This window comes from Paraburkholderia sp. BR14312 (genome assembly GCF_040948675.1).
GTDB lineage: Bacteria > Pseudomonadota > Gammaproteobacteria > Burkholderiales > Burkholderiaceae > Paraburkholderia > Paraburkholderia nodosa_A.
The window spans coordinates 1-18992 of record NZ_JBFPKI010000016.1 but is presented as its reverse complement, the minus strand read 5'-3'; the positions used below and the strand labels follow the sequence as shown (position 1 = coordinate 18992).

Below are 18992 nucleotides of genomic sequence, written 5' to 3'. Positions count from 1 at the left end.
AGAGGTCGCACCACACGATGGACAGCGTGTTTCGTGCCCGCGATTTTTCTCTCCAATACGAATTTCGGCGAATGCGCATCTTCCTATGGTTAGCGTGACGGACGAACGTCGACAAGTGCAGCGGCAAAGCCATTGAACTCTGCCGCGACCAGCCTGCGGTGCAGTTGCCGCAGGGAATTTCACATTGGCCGTGATGGCAGGAATGCGGTCCACGTCCGTCTGTGGCGTTCTTCAAGTGGCCCTTTTGTCGTCTCCATCGCATTCGACGACGCCTTCCCACTAACGCCTCCAGTCTACGCCTACGCTGCGCCACACGATTGAATCACCGTCCAGTTGTCGGCGTCGTCGACGGACTGTCGCCAATAGATCGTCCGCTGCTGCACCAAACAGCAACTTTGCCATTCGCTCGAATGCGCCACACTCGCTCCACAGCCTCCATCGACGATGACACGTCTTATACGGGGGGAACCTCGAGGGTAACGCCGACCATGGCATGTCGTTCGCAAACACCCACAACGCACCGTTGAACACCGCCCGCGCATCCGCGCCCTTTCGCCCGCGCTTGTCCTCACGCGGACGCATTTCCGGAATCATGCCTCTTACGAACGCCCATTCTTCATCGGTCACGTCCCTGTACGGTTTCCACTTCGCCATCTATTCCCCAGCACTTCTGCAGATTATCAAAGCGTTATGTCGAGTTTTCCGAGTCGACTTCCGGCCATTTAAGCTCGTCGCTGCATTGACGAGAGGGCCTTCACCAGTCACGGAAATGCAGGTGAAGCTGCGTTATACGCTTCGTGACCAGGGTCGATGATTCGCAGGCGTCGCGCGATGCCCTGAGCTCCATTGGATCGCGATCACGAAGACTGCGATGCAGAGTGACCCAGGGAGCCACTGATTGACCTCATGGATCAGCGACTTCGCGACGGCACCGACCGCAGGCGCCTGGTCGATACCCAACGCGTGCCATGGCCGTCACCGTCCTGCGCAAAGGACAGATCCATGTGCAGCGCCTTACTCTCGTCGCTACGGTCGAACGGCGTGGTGCTGACCTTGCTGGCTTTCACATGATCGCCGTCGGAATTGACTGACGCCACGTTCGCTGGGCCGGCGGCGGATAATCGAGTAACGTATTGATGGCGCCCCTCCTTGGCCACGTCCAGCGCCCGCGGTGTCGCCACATCAATGTCATCCGCGCACGGGCCATCGCGAACCCAGTCACGCCGCCACTGTCAGGCAAACAGACACGATTCCGGTCCCTCTCTCATGCTCGTTGCTCTCAATGCAAACTTTCAACACGATTGGATTCTTCTCGATGTCCGAATTGTTCTATATTATTTTCTAGTACTTACATTAGCGTGAACTTTGCGCTTTGCGTTAGCTTTTATATATCCCCATGCTATATTGACGCCGCCACGCAAGTGACACAGCGTTAAACTACCCAACGCGGCGAGTCGTATCGCAAAAGATCAGGACTACTGCCTCAAGGAAGAGAGCACCATCCCCCCGTCCAGCTGATCGCGAGCCGGTGGGTACGTTTCTTCGCTGATCGTCTGCCCCGAATTTAATGGTCCTATTCTACCGAAACACTCGGCAGGAGAATGTCAGGGAGGGCAAAGTTCGAGCGTCGGAAACGCGGCCACGGATCTACGTCTGTGACGCCGCTTACTTTGATCCAGTTTGCGCTATCTCGCTGCGAGCACTCAATCATACTGGCTGTGATCGCGGCTATCATCCCCGGAAAAACCGCCATCACCATCAAGATGATTGACGGCGCTGTCGCCTGCACCGCTGTACTCGGCGCGCTATACGCGTGCCGGGTAACGGGGCACCCAGGTTCCTGTTCATGCCCAATCACCCTCGAGAGCCGGTTCGGAAATCTGGCGCAATAATGCGCGGCAGAACGGGCTATCCGTTTTGATTACCGGTCATTGCATGGAGCTTAGCGTGGGGCAGCGATCGCAGATCAGCAGAGGAGCAAACGCGCAGCTCGCCGCCCATAGAAAAAAAGCCGTCTCCAGGGAGACGGCTCGAAGGTTCTGGCCACTCGAGGGAAGTGCCAAAACATGAGAAATTGGACAGCAAGCGTCGCGAACTGCATTGTTGCACTGGCCGGTGATTGCCCCACACCCCCCAGAAGACATCGTTGAATATGACAGCCACGTCGGGCCTCCGGTCCTAAAACTCCTCTCCGTTTCCGGGCCACGAGGTGACGCCAGAAACAGTGGGGCGTGCCAAAAAAAACGTTGGCACAGCTTCCGCTGGCATCCAGCCAACGTCAACTATCAACGCGCTCGACCTTTGTTTCGTCGAGAAAAAAGCCACCCGATGACGGCCGCCGCGACGGCATGGTTGTATCGGTGGCTCACTTGCTCATCCACGCACGCCAGTTCCTCCACCTCTTGCGGCGTTACGTCCTCGTTGGCGCACATTCATGCGGCTTGCCGTTCGACGCTCACCGCAGGACGCACGCGCTTCGGGGGAGGGAACGTGCCAACCGTGGCTCCGCATTGGAAGAAAAACAGCGCGCAGGGACCATTCAGACCCGGCGCCTCGACGCACACGCTGACAATCCGGACCGAACGCTAACGACGCACCGCCCGTACCCGGGCAGTCCGCTTGTGTCTCTGCCAAGCCACTTACCGACCGCCATGCGTAAGGACTGCTCTACCACCATTGCTGCGCTCCCACCCGTTGATCCTATCGTAGGCGGCTCTCACGGACGCCTCCATCGGGAACGGCCGATAGTTCCACAAGGGATCGCTGATTCCCGTGTCAGGATTTCCTGCATGTGATCGACCCTCGAGGACCTGCACAGCTTATTCAGTAATCAGGCGATGGCGGATCGCGTAGCGGATTAGCTCGGCGTTGTTCGCAAGACCGAGCTTCTGCATCAGCCGCATCTTGTGTGTGCTGATAGTCTTGGCGCTGAGTGCACACGCATCGGCAATGTTCTTGATGGTCCTGCCACCGGAAAGCATCTGAAGCACCTGAAACTCGCGATCCGAAAGAATTTCGTGCGGTGGCGCGTCGACCCCATACTTCTCGAACACCATGGGGTCGACGAGCTTCGGGTCGATAAAGCGTCCGCCGTCAGCGAGCTTGCGGATCGCCGCGAGCAGGACTTGGGGATCGCTGTCCTTCGTCACATATCCCGTGGCGCCGGCGCGCAGCGCCCGTGATGCCACCTGCGCCTCGTTGTAGATACTGAGCACGAGCACCGGCAGCGTGGGCCGGTCCGAACGCACGCGGCGTATGAGATCGACGCCGCTTAGGCCCGGCATCTTCATGTCCAGAAGAAGCAGGTCGATTTCGCTGGTCCTCAGTTTCTCGATTACCTCCGGGCCCTCCCCTGCTTCGGTCGTCACGACAATGTCGGACGTCGTCGCGAGAATCTGCCTGAGTCCACCACGCACGATGGCATGGTCATCGGCGATAAGTATCCTGATCATGAACTGCAACCGACTTCCTCTGGAACATGTATTGACACCGTAGTGCCCTTCCCTGGCTCGCTGTCGATTCGCAGGGTCCCGCCGATCAACCGTGCGCGCTCCGCCATACCTAGCAGACCATACGCTCTGCCTGCATACGCGGCCTTCAAATCGAACCCGCGACCGTCGTCGCGCACGCTCAGATGAAGTGAACCCGTGCGCGTCGCGAGCGTGACGTCGACGCGCCGCGCAGCGGCGTGGCGCGCAACGTTCGTGAGTGCAGCCTCCACGATCCGGAACAACACCGTGGCCTGCATGTCCGACAGTGCTGGTTCGCTACCTTCGACGTGCAACTCGCACTGGATTGCGTCGTGCTGGCCCGATTGGCCAGTCAGCCACTCGAGGGCCGACAGCAGGCCAAAGTCGAGTGCCACGGGTCGCAGCCGGCTGGCTACGTTGCGGACCATCCAGATCGTGCCCTCTACGAGCTCGCGCATGTCATCGGCCCGCCCGAGGGCCTCGGAATCGTCCGAGAGCCGCATCCTCAGCAACGACACGTCCATCTTCAGCGCGGCCAGCAACTGGCCCAGATCGTTCTGAATCTCGAGTGCGCTCCGTTTGCGCTCATCTTCCCGAACACCGTCCAGGTATGCCGACAGTTCGCGCTGCTGCTCGCGCGAACGAAGGAGCTCCTCTTCGCTGCGCTTGCGCGCGGATATGTCGTGCAGGCCAACATAGATTGCCGGCCTGTCGTCGTAGTTCGCCAGGCGTGCGGTCGCCATTGCCCAAAACTGTGTCCCGTCCGCACGGCGCAGCCGGACCTCGGCATCACTGAAGCTGCGCTCTGCAGCGAGACAGCGAATCAACTGTTCGCGCTCCGCTGGAACAACGTAAAATTCAGCCATGTCGATGGTACCGCACGCCTGCTCGTCGAGACGCAACAACTCGCGCAGCCGTGCATTCGCATAGAGCAGATGCCCGTCGGGCATCGAGGTGATGCACATCGGGACAGGGCCCGAATCGACGATCGCTCGAAACTGTGCTTCGCAGGCCAGCAGGCGTGCATCGCTATGCCGCCGTTCGTCGATCTGCGCTGCAAGCTTCGCCTGCACACCGGCCAGCTCGTCGGCACACCGCGCAACGCGCTGCTCGAGTTCCGCATGCACACGCGCGTGCTCGGCCTGCACAAGACGATGCGTGCGCGCATCGTTGAACAACTGATGCTGCTGGGAAATGCACCGCTGGCGAGTCAGGTGCAATTCGATGTGCGTCCGCACCCGGACCATCAACTCGTCGATGCGCACTGGCTTGTGCACGTAGTCGGCCGCACCCGCGCCGATTCCCGCCGCAAGTTCATGGCCGCCGTGCGCCAGGGTCATGACGATCACCGGGATACTGCATGTGCGCTCATCACGCTTCAGGCGACGGCAGGTCGCAAGACCATCAATGCACGATATATCCTGATCGAGGAGAATCAGGTCAGGCTGCGATTGACTTGCGCATACCAGCACCTCAACGCTGTCGTGCACGGCCAGCACCCGGAACCCCTCCTTTGCAAGATGCTCCGCGATCACGCTGATATCGGACGGGGGACCGTCGGCGACCAGGATCGTGCAGGGATCGTCCGGCCCAATTGCCTCGCCTGGGTGGTCGCTCATGGGGATGTCCCGCCCATAGCATGCGTGACTGCCCGCATTCCGACGACAATACCGTGACGCGGGCAATAGCACGGTCCCCGCCATGCCCCGATCCTGCTGGAAGTCAGCATGTCCATGAGTGCTCCAGTTCTGGATTTCTTGTTCTGCACTCTTGCCAAACGCGCAAGCGTTTTTCAATCTGCCAGCCAGAGATCAGCGGATGCCTCAAGCGCGCAGGTCCTGCGTGGCGTTCAGCCGTCCCGTGGCAAGGCGACATCAGCTGTCGCTGGCTCCAGTCATCCCCGCGACCTGCGATTCCCTCAATCCGGCAAGCGGGCGTCTCGCTGGCATTTCCGCCCGGTCGATCCGTTCATCGAAGCTGTGCACGGGTGCGCCAGTCGTCGATAAAGTCTGGAGGTCAAACTCGCCCGCATGTAAACGCAATACCTTTATCAGTTTCTGCAGGCGGCGTCTTGCGACCTCGTGCCCGCCCCCGCAGTGCACCGGTCAGTCCAGTGCGGCGCGAGGACGAGCAGTCCATCGCAGACGGTGTTCACTTCCTCAACGCGTCCCATGTCCAGCTATCCGCCATTCATCGCGTACAGCCTCTTCAGCTTTGACCGCTGACCTTTCATCATGTACCGGCGGACGCTACCCTGCAGTCATCTTCGACGGTAAACACGAAAGGGAAATGCTGAATTTTATGTCAGGGAATCCCTATCCGGCTTGCGCACCCGCACCGGATTCGCCCAGGATCTCGAACCGGGCAACGAGCGCCGAAGACGTTCGCACGCCTACCCGCACGTCTACCCCTGCGCCTGCCGTCTTTCGGCCGAGGCTGCGCAGCATCGGCCTCGCGAGCGGCGCAAGGACAACTGCCCTCTCCCGTATGCATCGCGGCGGATGCCCTCGCCGATATCTATGCCTAAAAATGAGAACCGTGATCGGTCAGCAATAGCCGCGTTCGCCCACGGCCCGTTGGGCGCCGGCCGATGCGGGGTGCGCGACGAGGCGATACTGTATGTGTTCGCGCGGCGCGGAGCAACTCGGACGGCCCCGGGGGCTTGGGGCAATCGCCGCGCCGCCGGCAGCCCTTATTGGATGAAGCGGCGCAATTCGACCGTCGAAGGCCGGTCGAAAATTTCCTCGGGCGTGCCGCTTTCCCACACGCGGCCCTGATGCATGAACACGAGTTTGTCGCTGACCGCGCGCGCAAAGCGCATTTCGTGCGTCACTATGATGAGCGTCATGTGTTCGCGTCCGGGGCTTTCAACCACGCTAAGGACTTCGCCGACCATTTCGGGATCGAGCGCCGACGTGATTTCGTCGCACAGCAGCACGCTCGGATTCATCGCCAGCGCACGCGCGATGGCCACACCTTCTACAATGAGCCGGATAATTCCGCAGCCAACCGCATGCTGGCGAGAGCACTCAACGAGACCACGTACCGGTAGCTCACGTAACAGTTAGTCCTGCGTATAGCGCAGGGATATGTTGGCGCCTCGCGTGTAGTTGAGCTGCACGTACCAAGCGAGGGGTACTTAATTCTTCAATCAATCTTTTTTCAAACTTCGTCGGCCGCCTGCGTAAGCGCGTTTAGAAATCTGGTTGCATGGATAGCGCGTTGAACATCGCGTACACGCGGGAGCAGAAGCACCGTCACACCGTCTACGGACGCAAGACTAAGGGTATCGGCCAACTCAGTGTGCCAAGTGGTTGGTCGTGTTGCCGAAGCTCGTGCAGTTCGTGTTGACGGGCCTATTCGTTGCGTAGATGGCTCACCTTGAAGAAGAGATGTGCACTTCCGGGTGTCGGTTGACCAATCGGGAGACAGGCCTACTTCGCCCGACCGAGTGGCACATCGAGCGTTATTTTGACCCGCTCCATCGCGACAAAGGTACGGAAGCTTCGAACGTTGCCCTCCGCGAAGAACAGCGCCCGCGTTAGGGCCGTGTACTCCGCCATGTCCCGCGCGCAGAAAATAAGGATGAAGTCAACGTCGCCGGTCACGTAATAGCACTGCTGGACTTGCTCGCAGGCATCGAACCGTGCCTTCATCGCATCGAGCAACTCTATCGCCTCACTCTCCGCGGAAACGTGAGTGATTATCGTGACCCGGGAACCGAGCGTATCGGGATTCAGTAGGCTGCGGTCCGCAGCAATGACGCCAGCACTTCTAAGCTTCTGAAGCCTTCGCGCCACGGACGGGACGGACAGGTTCACTTCATGCCCGATCTCACGATGGGGCATCTGGTTGTTCCGTTGCACGATTGCGAGGATCCGCAAATCGAAAGCGTCTAGCTCGACATCACGAAGATTCGACATGAGAAATTTTCTCGAAACGTGGGCGCAAAAGAATAAATAATAAAGGTTTACTCGCAATAAACTGTTCATGTCAAGCGCTTTCGGTCACCGCTGCTAGAGCAGCTGACGGCTGGGGACTTCGGCACCCTCCCACCCCGTTTCGTATTCCCACCGAAGATCATGAAAACCAGACAACTTTTCAACACGTTGATGGCGGTCTCAATTGCCGCATCTGCATCGGCGGCCGACGCAGACGTTACCGTCAAAATAGGCCAGGTTTCGCCTCTGACTGGCGAGCTCGCACACATCGGAAAGGATGACGAGAACGGAGTACGGCTTGCAATCGAGGACTTGAATACCAGGAAGCTGAAAATCGGCGGTCACTCGGTCACCTTCGAGCTAGATTCGCAAGATGACGCCGCCGATCCGAAGACCGCAGTGACGGTTGCGCAGAAGCTAGTAGACGACCGTGTTGCCGGCGTCGTGGGGCATGCCAACTCCGGCACATCGATTCCCGCTTCGAGGATTTACGCAGGCGCTGGAATTCCGATGATTACCGAATCGGCTACTAATCCATTGCTGACCCAGCAAGGACTCAAGTCGGTGTTTCGAATGGTCGCAAACGATGTCCGCCAAGGCTCGGTCATCGGAACTTATCTGGTACGAGACCTGAAAGCTCCCAGGGTTGCAATCGTGGACGACCGTACAGCGTACGGCCAGGGCCTCGCTGACCAGATTGAAAAGGCGGTGCAGTCCGCGGGCGGTACCGTCGTCGACCGCGAATTCGGGACCGACAAGACAACCAACTGGATGGCGGTTCTCACGACGATCAAAAATCGCAGACCTGATGCCGTTGCTTTCACGGGTGGCGACACGCAGGCGGCCGCCTTTATACAACAAATGCGTCGGCTCGGAATGAAAGTCAAGTTCATTGCTGGCGACGAAGCGTGCACGCCGCAGTTCATTGCCCTCGGCGGCTCATCAATGACCAACGATATGTATTGCACACTCGCCGGCGTACCGCCTTCTCAGATGCCACACGGCCCGGCATTCTTCAAACGGTTCGAACAAAGGTTCAAGACGCCGGTTCAGCTTTATGCTCCCTACGCGTACGACGCAGTCATGACCATGGCAGCCGCTATGCAAGCAGCCAACTCTACTGACCCGAAAGTTTACGTGGCGCAATTGCGGTCGGTGAAGGTTGACGGGGTGACCGGCCCCATTCGGTTCGATGAAGCAGGTGACATCCGCAACGGTGCAATCACGGTACGGCAGTTTGACAACAACGTCTGGAGCGACAAGTCGGTAGTCCGCTGACCTGAACGCGCAGTTGGGTGCGGCGGTGCCATAATGCCTCCAGCACCGCATGCGAGAAATTTTCTCGATTTGCGTCGAGTTTTAGATCCCAAATAAACAAAGCATTGCAATATTATTCCTGCTGTTCCTCCGAGCCAGCACTTGGACTTTGGCAATAGAAATACGGCATATCGGATGCCTCCCTGGAGCTCTTCTCAATGTTGACTGCAAATTCCCGCGCGTCCAAAGGGCCGTACCCAGATGAACTCAAAAGCATTCTGAACATTCGGGCAGCAGACGAAAGCGGCGCCTGGCTAGCCGATTGGGACCAGATCTCTCGTTCAGCGACGCCGCTCTGGGACCTCCCGGACGCCGCGGCAGCATTGGGCGTCGCACGTATCAGCCTGAAGGACGAAGGCTTCCGCTCGCCGCTTGGCAGCTTCAAAGCGTTAGGCGCGCCCATCGCACTCGTGCGGTTGATTCTTCGGCACTGGCACACTCATAGCCTGAATCCGGCCGGTCTTCTTCGCGGGCAATATGCCGGGATGTTTTCGAACCTGACTGTTATCAGCGCCACCGATGGTAATCACGGAAAGTCATTGGCAGCCGCCGCACGCGACATCGGTTGTCGGTGTGTCATCGTCCTTCACGCCAACGTCAGCGTAGAACGGGAGCAGGCCATCGCTTTGTACGGCGCGAAGAATATTCGCATCGCGGGTAGCTACGATGAATCGGTTGAGCATGCGGCAGCACTGGCGGCCCAAAATGGTTGGCACGTTGTCTCAGACACGTCCTACGAAGGCTACGAAGCGATTCCTCGGGATGTGATGCAGGGATATGGCGTGATTGCCGCTGAAACAATACGGCAGCTCGGCAGTTCCACCCTTTCGCAACCAATCACCCACGTATTCCTGCAAGGAGGCGTCGGTGGTCTCGCAGCAGGCGTCGCGAGTTATCTCTGGGAGCACGCCGAAGCGCGGCGGCCCCGATTCGTTGTCGTCGAGCCTCAGCAGGCAGACTGTCTTTATCAAAGCGCCATCGCAGGCTACGCCACGAAAGCGACTGGCTCCGTTGATTCGGTCATGGCCGGCCTCGCCTGCGGAGAGACATCCCCCTTGGCCTGGAAAATTCTCGAGCGGTGCGTCGACCATTTCATGACCATCAGTGACGATGACGCGGTGGCAGCAATGCGTTCACTTGCCGCTGGCAGCGACCGTGACGCTCCTTTAGTGGTTGGAGAGTCCGGTGCCGCGGGATTCGCGGGCCTGAGCGTGCTCATGCAAAACCCGGCACTTGCCCAGCAGGTAGGACTTGGACCCGACTCACACGTGCTGGCCATCAATACCGAGGGTGCCACGGCGCCCGCAGTGTATCGAGACCTCGTTGGCGAGTCGGCGGAAGCCGTTCTTGCGCGCCAGAGCGAGTGGCAAAAATCGCTCGAGCACTGACATCCAATCACCGCCTCAAAGTCGAGGAGCGCACCATGGAAATGTCCCTACAAGAGCGCCTGAAGAACTGGCGTCATCAGTTCCACAAGAATCCCGAAACAGGCTTCGAAGAAGTACAGACGTCGGACTACGTTGCCAGTGTTCTGAAGACACTCGGCCTCGAGGTTCATCGCAACATTGGTGGAACCGGGATGGTCGCCAACTTGAAGATTGGCAACGGGACACGGGTTATCGGCCTTCGCGCCGAAATGGATGCGCTAAACATCACCGAGAATGCGCCCGGCAGACCTTACGCATCGTGTATTCCGGGGAAAATGCACGCATGCGGTCACGACGGACACATGGCGATGATTCTCGGCGCAGCGCAACTTCTCGCGGAGCGAAAAGACTTTGACGGCATGGTTCGCTTCATCTTCCAGCCCGCCGAAGAACACGGACGTGGCGCGAAAGCGATGATGCAAGACGGGTTGTTCGAGCGGTTTCCTGTCGACGCCATTTTCGGCGCGCACAACATGCCCGGGATGCCCGCAGGCAGCTTCGCAACCCGTCCGAACGGCATAATGGCTAGCGAAGACAACTTCGTAATTCACATCAAGGCAAGAGGCACGCACGCAGCACGACCTCATATGGGCGTCGACCCCATTGTCATTGCCTCGCAAATTGTGCTCGGTCTACAGACGATTATTTCGCGCAATTTGGACCCAAGCCTGTCCGCAGTCATCTCGTGTACTGAGATAGTTACGGACGGTCTTAGAAACGTCATTCCTTCGAATGTCATCATCAAAGGCGACACGCGCAGCTACGCCCCAGAAGTGCAGAAGCTGCTGACGATCCGGATGAGGGAAGTCAGTGAGGGCATCTGCCGGACACACGGAGCCGAGTGCGACTTCCAGTACACGCATGAGTTCGTCCCTACCGTGAATACACCAGAGCTTGTCGATGTAGCGGTTTCAGCCGCTTCGCATGTCGTTGGCGCGGATAATGTGGACGCCAACGTTCAGCCTATGATGATCTCGGAGGACTTCGGTGCGTTTCTGCAGGTTGTACCGGGAAATTTCATCTTTATCGGCAACGGAACGGAGCCCCAAAACGGCGGCGTTCCTCTGCACAACGCTACCTACGATTTCAACGACGACATACTGTCAGTCGGATCGCGATACTTTGCTGAGATTGCGCGACGGCAATTGCCGGCACGCTGACAGCTCGCCACGCGCGGCGGCCGTTGAACACAGGTTAGCGGCCACACGTTGGGACGTGTCTCGAAGGGCCGAATCCGCAGTCGTCAAGCGCCTCTCGCTTCGAGGGGAATCGCGCCATTCGCAGGCGGTTACCGCAGGTCGCCGCCAGGACTGCCGATAACCGTCGGGATCGCCGGCTGAGTTGTGCCGCTAAAGGCGTCTAGGAGGAACCGCCAGATTTTACCGAGATGGACCCCGCGCCTCCCACCGGGAGACACTAACGCAGTCACCCAGACGTGCGGAGGTTCATCATGGAAATCGACGTTCTCGGCATTGATCTAGCGAAACAGATCTTCCAGCTCCACGGCGTTGATCGTCGCGGTCGTGTTGTGCATCGGTCGAAGGTCTCGCGCAGCTCGTTCTTCGAAGCCGTATGCGCCTTGAACCCGAAGTGGGTCGTCATGGAAGCATGCAGCGCGGCCCACCACTGGGGGAGGCGTTTCCAGTCGATCGGTATTCAAGTCAGGCTGATCAGCCCGCAATATGTCGCACCGTTCGTCAAGGCGAACAAGAGCGACCGCAACGGATACGGAGGCGATCGTCGGGGCTGCCAGCCGGCCCACCATGCGCTTCGTGACGATCAAATCGGTTGAGCAACAGGACATCCAGGCGGCGCACCGCATGCGCGCAATCCTGCTGCGTCCCGTACCGCGCTGAACAACCAGATACGTGGGCTGTTCGGCGAGCGCGGGCTGGCCATTTCGCGCTCATCGGAAGACCTCACGCGCGCGATACCGGAACTGCTACGTACGAGCGCAGACGAACTGACTTCCTTTTGCCAGACGCTGCTCACCGACCTTCTGCAGCACATGCGCGCCATAGAGGAACGTGTTCATCTCATCGAGGCATCCATCCAGACGTTCATGAAGAAATCCGCGCTCTGCAGGAAGATCGCCGAGATCCCTGGTATTGGCCCAATTACTTCCACGGCCGTTGTCGCCGCGGTCGGGGATGCCAGGCAGTTTCGCAACGGCCGGCATCTGTCCGCCTGGCTCGGCCTCGTGCCTCGACAGTATTCGTCTGGCGGCAAGCCTCGCCTGCACGGCATCAGCCGACGCGGCGACACATACCTGCCGATCTTGCTCATTCACGGTGCTCGGGCTGTTCCGCGCTATGCACGGAAAAAAATTGATCATCTGGCTTCAAGAGCTGATGGCTCGACGCGGGCCATAACTGCGCAGCGGTCCCACTGGCCAACAGGAACGCGCGGATCATCCAGGCACTGCTCAGCAGCGAAGCGACTTTATGACGAGAAGCGCGGCAACATAACCTCCCAAAGCCGCCGGTAAGGAGCCCCCACCCATGTTTGCGAAGCTTCTCAAAGTGAAGACGAAATAGCTTGAACCAGCATCCTTAAGCCTGTTTTTCGTGCCGGCTGCCACTCGTAGCAAGCCGCGATTTTACCAAGGACGGGGCGCGCGGATCTCATCAAGGCTGCGGGCGTGCTTCGCCAACCGCCCATCTGGGAAGCCGGATACATGCATGCAGACCGCTTCGGCATCACGAACAAGAAGCTTGCAAAAGGCGTCGGGTCCATAGATGCACGAAAAGGACGATTACCCCAGCTCAGGCACAGCCTGAAAGAGGTCGCCGAAAAGGCCGACGACTGCTACCAAAAAATTGACGCTTCCTCGTCCTTGTCCTCATCAATCGCAATGATGATTTTCGAATTCCTCGAGCCAGCAGTACTGGATGACGCCAGAGCGGTCCACGGCGCTGTATACGTCGGAGCGACGTCTCTACTGTCTCTCAGTCATCACAGTTGGCAATCTACACGCAATTAATATTCACTTAGCGTCTTGTCACCCGCTTGAGTGTTTGCGACGGTGTTTCGCCGAAACGGGCCTTGTAGTCGTTGGAAAAGCGTCCGAGATGCGAAAAACCCCAGCTCATCGCAATGGAAGAAACGTTACGCTCGGAGCAGTCGGAAAGAATCTCACGCCGCACTGCTTCGAGCCGATGCCACTTCAGATATGCCATGGGCGCATGCCCGAAGTGTTGCCGGAAGCCACCAAACAGCTTGTAGCGCGACACACCGGCCGCGCGCTCGATGTCTTCGAGCGCAATGTCCTCACGGGCGTTGTCGTGGATGAACTGCTTCGCTCGCAACAGATAGTGCGGACATGAGAGGCCCATGGCCCCCGCGAGCGCCTGCGAATAGTTGTGCGACTGAGAGAGCAACAGCCCCTTGATCAACGCTTCCTCGAGATTTCCGACCATCTGCTCATGATTGAGCAACGGCGCGGTGTGGCCCATCTCGTTCAGCAGAAACTTGACCATGCGCCACCAGGCCGCCTGATCGCCGTCGGCGGCATTCATTTGCGGCTCGAACGTCAACGGGACACCAACCGGCCGTCGCAGAAGATTTTCAAGCACCTGACGCAGGGCCTGGCTCGGGATCGCAACGATGATCTTCCGGCAGTTTCCCATGATCGTAAGGTCCTGCCTCTCATGCGGCGACAACACGAGGCCGTTGTCCCGGTCCGATAGCCACAAACGACCATGCGCGGCCAGTTCCTGCTGCCCGGAAAGCGGCAGACTCACGCTATAGCAGTTGAGCGGCGCCTCGTTATGTATGGAAACGGTGACATCGGTGCCGTATTCCACGTACCCCAACGAGCTCGCCATCGACCGCAACACCGTGCCCGAATGGTGGAACTGCAGTTTCTTCGGGCTCCGTACCTGCAACCGATGCGGTCCGCAGATCGACGCCATCCATTCCTGCGCGCCTTCGAGGTCGTGACGCAGCGCGTCAATACCTTGGCTGTCGTTGAGAGCAGGCGCGTACATTGCGTGTCACTGAGGGCTGATGGTCACTCGATAGTAAACCACCCCGGGCGCGGAAAAGAATACAAAAAGACCCTGAATGGGTGCTGCGCCGCGACCTCACCGGACCTGCTGCGCGCCGTTGCTATCCGCGAATTTCTCGTAGTAGAGGCGGTGGTCGCCTATGCCTTCGCGCGCAAGCCATGCCCTGATGGCGTCCACCATCGGAGGCGGACCGCACACGTACATGTCGAAGGGGTTTGATTCGAGCATCCCGCGGTCGAAATGCTCCGGAATGAGGCCAGTCCTTCCCTGCCACCCGTCAGAAGGATTCGTCACCACGATGTCGCACGCGAAGTTTGCGATGCGTTGCGCGTAAGAGGCCAAACGATCGAGTTCGCACAGGTCGCGCGCGTTCGTCACACCATAGTAGAGATGCACCTTCTGGTCGCAATCACCCTTGTGAGCGAGACCGTCGAGCATACCGAGAAATGCGGACAGGCCAGTTCCACCTGCTACCATCACGAGCGGCCGCTCCACCTGCCGAAGATAGAACGTGCCGAGCGGCGCCTCGAAATCAATCGTCTGCCCTGGCGTGCAGCGCTCACGCATGTAGTTGCTCATCGCGCCGTCGGGCAGCAGACGAATCAGGAATTGCAACTGGTTGTCGTCGCCGGGCCGGCGGGCGAACGAATATGAACGCCACACGTCCGTGCCCGGCACCTTCAGGCGCGCGTACTGCCCCGGCAGAAAATCAAGGCGTCCCGCGTGAGCGCCTGCGTCCAGATCCAGGATCGCCGTCGTTTCGGATACCTGCCTGACGCCAGAAACCTGGCCCGTGAGCAACCGCTTTCCCCCCGCGCCGCAAAGGCTCGAATCGAAGTCGAAGTAGAACGAGGCGTCGGACTGCACGCGCGTCTGACAGGACAAGGTCTTACGCGCAGCCAGATCGTGCGGAGACAGTGCTTCTTCATCGACATAATCCTGTGTGTAGCTGCCCGACTCGCAGCGTCCCTGGCAGGTCCCGCACACACCTTCGCGGCAGTCGAGCGGAATGTTCACGCCGCTACGGAGGGCGGCGTCGAGGAGGATTTCGCCTGAACGGACGTCGAAGAACACAGTTTTGCCGTCGGCAAAACTGAACGCGACCTTATGGCTCATTGTGCGCACTCCCGTCTACAGATGATAGAAGTCGAGCACGGCGTTGATCGTGTCGTTCAGCAGCAGCACGTGCTTGCGTGCGATCTTCCAGCTACCGCCCGCAGGCTGCAGCTGGTAGGTAGCGCGCCCGAAGAAGTGTTCAGCTACGCCGTGCCGCGTGTAAAAGGTCGCCCAGTTGGCCTTCACTTCCAGTTTCCCGTGTTCACATTCGGCGATACGCACGTTGGTGATCTGATGCAGTGTACGTGGCAGCGGCGTGGAGGCCGCAGACTTGCCAGTGCGCAGCCGAAACACACGGTCCTCGAGCCCCGTTCGGTTCGCGTAGTAGATCAGCGACATGCTGCGCTTCGGGTCGGTCGTGTACACGTGCTCGGAGTCCCATTGAGGCACGTGAAATGTGCTGTTTTCGTCGAAGAGTTCGAGGTACTCGTCCCAACTCTGCGCATCGCAAAGCTCGGCCTTGCGATACAGAAATTGTTCGACCGATTGCTGCAGCGTTTGCGTGACGGCCATGATTCAGGCCTCCTTCCCGACGTTCGATTGTTGTGCGAGGCCACTCATGAGAAACGCCTGCCAGGCGCCATGTTGATTGACGTAAAGCCCCTCCTGCGTCAGCTCCGTGCCGCAGAGCACAGGTGCAATGCCGAGTAACCGCGTATTCGCCGTTTCACCCGACACCCACTTGTGGTAGCCGCGCGAGATGTCGCTCCAGCGCTCGAGGCGCGCCTGGAAGCCCCGCTGCTGCTCACGGAATTCCACGAGATCGTCGGGCGTGCCCATTCCCGAGACATTGAAAAAATCTTCGAACTGACGAATGCGGTTTTCGCGATCCTGATCCGATTCGCCTTTTATGCCGATGCACTGGCTGATGACTTCCGTCTTGTTCCAGGCGACTGGACGCACGATGCGCAACTGAGAGCTGATCTGATCCATGAAAAAGAGGCTCGGATAGACGTTCAGGTTGCGCAGCCGATGCATCATCCACTCGGCTTTCTGCTGGCCGTACACCTCGACGAGGCGCGGCATCACGGTGCCATAGCCCGGGCGCACGCCGGGGTTCGGCATGTCGCTGAACAGCACGCTATGGCCGTTCCTGAAAGCAAACCACCCGTCGTCGGTATCCGCATCGCCGGCGCCAAGCTTACTGTAGTCGAGCGTGCCGTTGATCGAGCCGCCCTTCTTCGCGTTCGCCTCCTGGCGATGCTGTACCGTGGCGACGTAGTTGTAGTGCACGGTGCTCACGTGATAGCCGTCGAGACCGTTCTCGTTTTGCAGCTTCCAGTTTCCTTCGTAGGTGTACGTGGACTTGCCCGGCAGCACTTCCAGTTCGCCCGTGGGAGATTGCGCCACCATCATGTCGAGGAACACGCGTGCGTCGCCCAGGTAGTCTTCGAGCGTGTCTGTTCCATCCACGTCGAGGCTCACGAACACGAAGCCATAGTAGCTCGCGATGCGCGCCTTCTTGAGGCCACGTGTCGACTTGTCGAAGTCGTCGCAGTACTCGCCGGGAGCCTTGACCTTCACGAGGCGTCCGTCACTCTTGTAGCACCAAGCGTGGAACGGGCATGTGAAAGTCGACTGATTGCCCTTGCCCATACGCGTGAGCGTTGCACCGCGGTGCTGGCACGCGTTGATCATGGCGTTGAGTTGACCGTTGCCATCGCGCGAGATGATCATCGGCTGGCGACCTGCACGTATTGTCACGAAGTCGTGCGGTTGGGAAATCTCGCTCTCGTGACACGCGTAGATCCAGTTCTTCTCGAAGATGAGCTCCATCTCCAGGTCGAACAATTGGTGCTCGGTAAACATTTCTCGTGCGATGCGATAGACGCCCTCGGCTGGACGAAAATCGAGGCATCCGCCGATGAATTCCTGCCATTGTGACGTGACTTTCTCTGTTCTCACGATGGATTCTCCTCCTGCCATTCAGCGGTCTTGCGACCAGGTGCTTGATGGACTGCATTGAATACCCGATGCGAGACTGGCGCTATCCGCCTGGTCGCCGTTCGCTATCCGCTTTTTCTGCTCCGCGGCGCAACCTGTCTATAGGGCTGCCCTGCGCCGTATTAAGGCAATTCACCGACCGTGATTTCTGACGCCACTGAGCCGGAAAAAGCGGATAGCGAACGGCGTTCGAAACGAGCGAAGTACAGGACCTGCTGAAAGCCGCCACGAACGTTGACGGCAACGGTGGCAACGCGCGCTTCCACCGAGCGCACATGAAATTGAACGTCACGCCGTGCCATCCCTATTTCGCGCGCGAAAAAAGGCGCGCGCATCGCACGTTCTGAAACAGCGCGAACCTCGGTTCAGATCGGCGTGGCTTCTCTCAACGCTCAATTGTGCATCAATGTATCGGAGGGCAGCGTTGCATCGATCATCTTCCTCGACGTCCGCATACAGAGACGGTCGGCCGCTCGTATCGGGCACGCTCCGCAATAGCGCCAAGGCGCGCGAAGTGGACACCGTCGCGGCGAGCTTGTCCGTCATGAACGCGTGCGGCGCAGTGAAAGCGTTTGGTGTCGCAACGCCGAAGTAATTGACTTCCATATCGGCCCACGCATCGTCAGTGTTCTGCACCGCGATAAACGACGGCAGGCGGTTCATGCGCGCACATTGGTGACAGGCAACGCGAGACCGGGGCGGAACGCGCAGCGTGGCCACACCCCCGCCCCGGTCACATCGAGCGCGACGGGAATCACGCGCTCAAACTAAGGCAACGATCTCGTGCTCGAACATGAGCGACTGCTCAGGCGAGTGAGAAATCGGCTGGCAAGGTCACTTCGAGCAGTTCCAGATCGGCGCTGCAGTGCTTGAACGCATAGGGAAGCATGCCGGGGATCGCAATGCTGTCGTCTGCTCGAAGATGCCATTGGTCGTCGCCTTGCACGACATCGAGGGTTCCTGCGAGCACGAAGAAAAAGCAGAACTCCGTATCGTGCATGCGCGAAACGGGCTTGCCCTCGCCTTGCGGGCGCACCACGCGCACGCCCGCGAGGCCGTTCGTTGCCGCACCGATACCCGTGTCCGTTACGACGAAACCCGGCGATTTCCACGGACTCCACGTGGCGTTCTTTGCGACATGCCGGACAAAGCGCTGACCGTTGAAATCGTGGGCGGGATCATAGACAGCCGAAGGAAGCGCCATATCGTGGTCGGCCATCGTGATATGTTCGGCCGGACTACCGATTTCGATCACCTCTGCCCCGGCCGAACTTTCCAGCACGCGGTGCCGGATCTCCGGCGGCTGAAGCACGCAATCGCCCGCTTCCAGAATGAACGGATCGCCTTGCCCCTCGTAGACGACCCGAACCCAGCCCTTGCGGCAGAAAATCGTCTGAAAGCGGATCTTGTGGAAGTGCACGTAATCGGGAACGGGGCCGCCACCGAGGATCCGAATATGTGATGCGATAAACGCGCCGCCGTGCCGGTTTGGCAGCAGGTCGCGGTAACGCAGGCCCGCACGACCGACGGTCCACGGTGCCCCATCCTGCGCACGAGACAACACCAGTTCCTGTCTGTTGACAGGCTGCTTCATGCGAGGCTCGGCCGGGACGAGCCTGACCTCGACGCCGTTCGGCGCTGTCAGTGTTCGCGTATCGTCGCCGAGTTGAAACTCGTCGTCGCACAGCACGTCGAGCTTCGCCACCCCACCGACGAGGCCTACACCGAGGCGCAACCTGATATTGCAGCCCGACAGGATCGCAGTAC

14 protein-coding genes and 2 pseudogenes are annotated in these 18992 nt (G+C 59.2%); 4 read left to right on the top strand and 12 right to left on the bottom strand.

The features are described from left to right. Positions 1 to 279 precede the first annotated feature (279 nt). From AB3X98_RS35345 to AB3X98_RS35325, 5 genes and pseudogenes are all read right to left on the bottom strand, one after another. Positions 280 to 654 carry a transposase gene (locus AB3X98_RS35345; RefSeq protein ID WP_368606831.1) on the bottom strand — a complete coding sequence of 125 codons (375 nt, stop codon included), beginning with the start codon at positions 652 to 654 and terminating at the stop codon, positions 280 to 282. A 2165-nt stretch (positions 655 to 2819) separates the two neighbouring features. Continuing rightward, positions 2820 to 3452, bottom strand: a complete 633-nt coding sequence (locus tag AB3X98_RS35340) for a response regulator (protein ID WP_368606829.1) — start codon at positions 3450 to 3452, stop codon at positions 2820 to 2822. Next, complete coding sequence (locus AB3X98_RS35335) at positions 3449 to 5089, bottom strand: response regulator (protein WP_368606828.1); 1641 nt, start codon at positions 5087 to 5089, stop codon at positions 3449 to 3451. The genes AB3X98_RS35340 and AB3X98_RS35335 overlap by 4 nt, the downstream gene beginning before the upstream one ends. Before the next feature lie 1073 nt (positions 5090 to 6162). Further along, positions 6163 to 6450, bottom strand: a pseudogene (locus AB3X98_RS35330) (amino acid ABC transporter ATP-binding protein); the annotation flags it as partial. A 454-nt stretch (positions 6451 to 6904) separates the two neighbouring features. After that, positions 6905 to 7393 (bottom strand): Lrp/AsnC family transcriptional regulator, encoded by a 489-nt coding sequence (locus AB3X98_RS35325; protein WP_368606827.1) that lies wholly within the window; start codon positions 7391 to 7393, stop codon positions 6905 to 6907. Between the two features lie 159 nt (positions 7394 to 7552). Here AB3X98_RS35325 and AB3X98_RS35320 point away from each other — a divergent pair, with 159 nt between their 5' ends. The 4 genes and pseudogenes from AB3X98_RS35320 (at position 7553) to AB3X98_RS35305 (ending at position 12603) form a co-directional block, all read left to right on the top strand. After that, a complete protein-coding gene (locus AB3X98_RS35320; protein ID WP_368606826.1) occupies positions 7553 to 8689 on the top strand; it encodes a branched-chain amino acid ABC transporter substrate-binding protein in 1137 nt (378 codons plus the stop codon). 197 nt (positions 8690 to 8886) lie between these two features. Continuing rightward, complete coding sequence (locus tag AB3X98_RS35315; protein ID WP_368606825.1) at positions 8887 to 10116, top strand: diaminopropionate ammonia-lyase; 1230 nt, start codon at positions 8887 to 8889, stop codon at positions 10114 to 10116. Between the two features lie 35 nt (positions 10117 to 10151). Continuing rightward, a complete protein-coding gene (locus AB3X98_RS35310; RefSeq protein ID WP_368606824.1) occupies positions 10152 to 11315 on the top strand; it encodes a M20 aminoacylase family protein in 1164 nt (387 codons plus the stop codon). 290 nt (positions 11316 to 11605) lie between these two features. Next, positions 11606 to 12603 (top strand): annotated as a pseudogene (locus tag AB3X98_RS35305) (IS110 family transposase). A 542-nt stretch (positions 12604 to 13145) separates the two neighbouring features. On the opposite strand, the gene AB3X98_RS35300 reads toward AB3X98_RS35305, so the two are convergent. From AB3X98_RS35300 to AB3X98_RS35270, 7 genes are all read right to left on the bottom strand, one after another. Further along, positions 13146 to 14069 carry an AraC family transcriptional regulator gene (locus tag AB3X98_RS35300; protein WP_368606823.1) on the bottom strand — a complete coding sequence of 308 codons (924 nt, stop codon included), beginning with the start codon at positions 14067 to 14069 and terminating at the stop codon, positions 13146 to 13148. 171 nt (positions 14070 to 14240) lie between these two features. Then, positions 14241 to 15281, bottom strand: coding sequence for an anthranilate 1,2-dioxygenase electron transfer component AntC (gene antC, locus AB3X98_RS35295; protein ID WP_368606822.1), 1041 nt, complete (start codon positions 15279 to 15281; stop codon positions 14241 to 14243). 15 nt (positions 15282 to 15296) lie between these two features. Continuing rightward, positions 15297 to 15794: an anthranilate 1,2-dioxygenase small subunit gene (antB, locus tag AB3X98_RS35290; RefSeq protein WP_368606821.1), complete on the bottom strand. Its 498-nt coding sequence runs from the start codon at positions 15792 to 15794 to the stop codon at positions 15297 to 15299. A 3-nt stretch (positions 15795 to 15797) separates the two neighbouring features. Then, positions 15798 to 17207: an anthranilate 1,2-dioxygenase large subunit gene (antA, locus tag AB3X98_RS35285; protein WP_368606820.1), complete on the bottom strand. Its 1410-nt coding sequence runs from the start codon at positions 17205 to 17207 to the stop codon at positions 15798 to 15800. 140 nt (positions 17208 to 17347) lie between these two features. Continuing rightward, positions 17348 to 17527, bottom strand: coding sequence for a hypothetical protein (locus AB3X98_RS35280; RefSeq protein WP_368606819.1), 180 nt, complete (start codon positions 17525 to 17527; stop codon positions 17348 to 17350). Then, positions 17514 to 17888 (bottom strand): hypothetical protein, encoded by a 375-nt coding sequence (locus AB3X98_RS35275; RefSeq protein ID WP_368606818.1) that lies wholly within the window; start codon positions 17886 to 17888, stop codon positions 17514 to 17516. Before AB3X98_RS35275 ends, AB3X98_RS35280 begins: the two co-directional genes overlap by 14 nt. Positions 17889 to 18030: 142 nt before the next feature. Then, positions 18031 to 18992 (bottom strand): cupin domain-containing protein (locus AB3X98_RS35270; RefSeq protein ID WP_368610387.1); only part of this gene is annotated, 962 nt, incomplete at its 5' end.

Bases quoted from the DNA above. Each gene is read 5' to 3' on its own strand.
- antC (WP_368606822.1), bottom strand. From the start codon at position 15,281: ATGAGCCATAAGGTCGCGTTCAGTTTTGCCGACGGCAAAACTGTGTTC.
- antB (WP_368606821.1), bottom strand. From the start codon at position 15,794: ATGGCCGTCACGCAAACGCTGCAGCAATCGGTCGAACAATTTCTGTAT.
- AB3X98_RS35300 (WP_368606823.1), bottom strand. From the start codon at position 14,069: ATGGCGTCGATCTGCGGACCGCATCGGTTGCAGGTACGGAGCCCGAAG.
- AB3X98_RS35325 (WP_368606827.1), bottom strand. From the start codon at position 7,393: ATGTCGAATCTTCGTGATGTCGAGCTAGACGCTTTCGATTTGCGGATC.
- AB3X98_RS35340 (WP_368606829.1), bottom strand. From the start codon at position 3,452: ATGATCAGGATACTTATCGCCGATGACCATGCCATCGTGCGTGGTGGA.
- AB3X98_RS35315 (WP_368606825.1), top strand. From the start codon at position 8,887: ATGTTGACTGCAAATTCCCGCGCGTCCAAAGGGCCGTACCCAGATGAA.
- AB3X98_RS35335 (WP_368606828.1), bottom strand. From the start codon at position 5,089: ATGAGCGACCACCCAGGCGAGGCAATTGGGCCGGACGATCCCTGCACG.
- AB3X98_RS35320 (WP_368606826.1), top strand. From the start codon at position 7,553: ATGAAAACCAGACAACTTTTCAACACGTTGATGGCGGTCTCAATTGCC.
- AB3X98_RS35310 (WP_368606824.1), top strand. From the start codon at position 10,152: ATGGAAATGTCCCTACAAGAGCGCCTGAAGAACTGGCGTCATCAGTTC.
- AB3X98_RS35280 (WP_368606819.1), bottom strand. From the start codon at position 17,527: ATGGCACGGCGTGACGTTCAATTTCATGTGCGCTCGGTGGAAGCGCGC.
- antA (WP_368606820.1), bottom strand. From the start codon at position 17,207: ATGGCAGGAGGAGAATCCATCGTGAGAACAGAGAAAGTCACGTCACAA.
- AB3X98_RS35275 (WP_368606818.1), bottom strand. From the start codon at position 17,888: ATGAACCGCCTGCCGTCGTTTATCGCGGTGCAGAACACTGACGATGCG.
- AB3X98_RS35345 (WP_368606831.1), bottom strand. From the start codon at position 654: ATGGCGAAGTGGAAACCGTACAGGGACGTGACCGATGAAGAATGGGCG.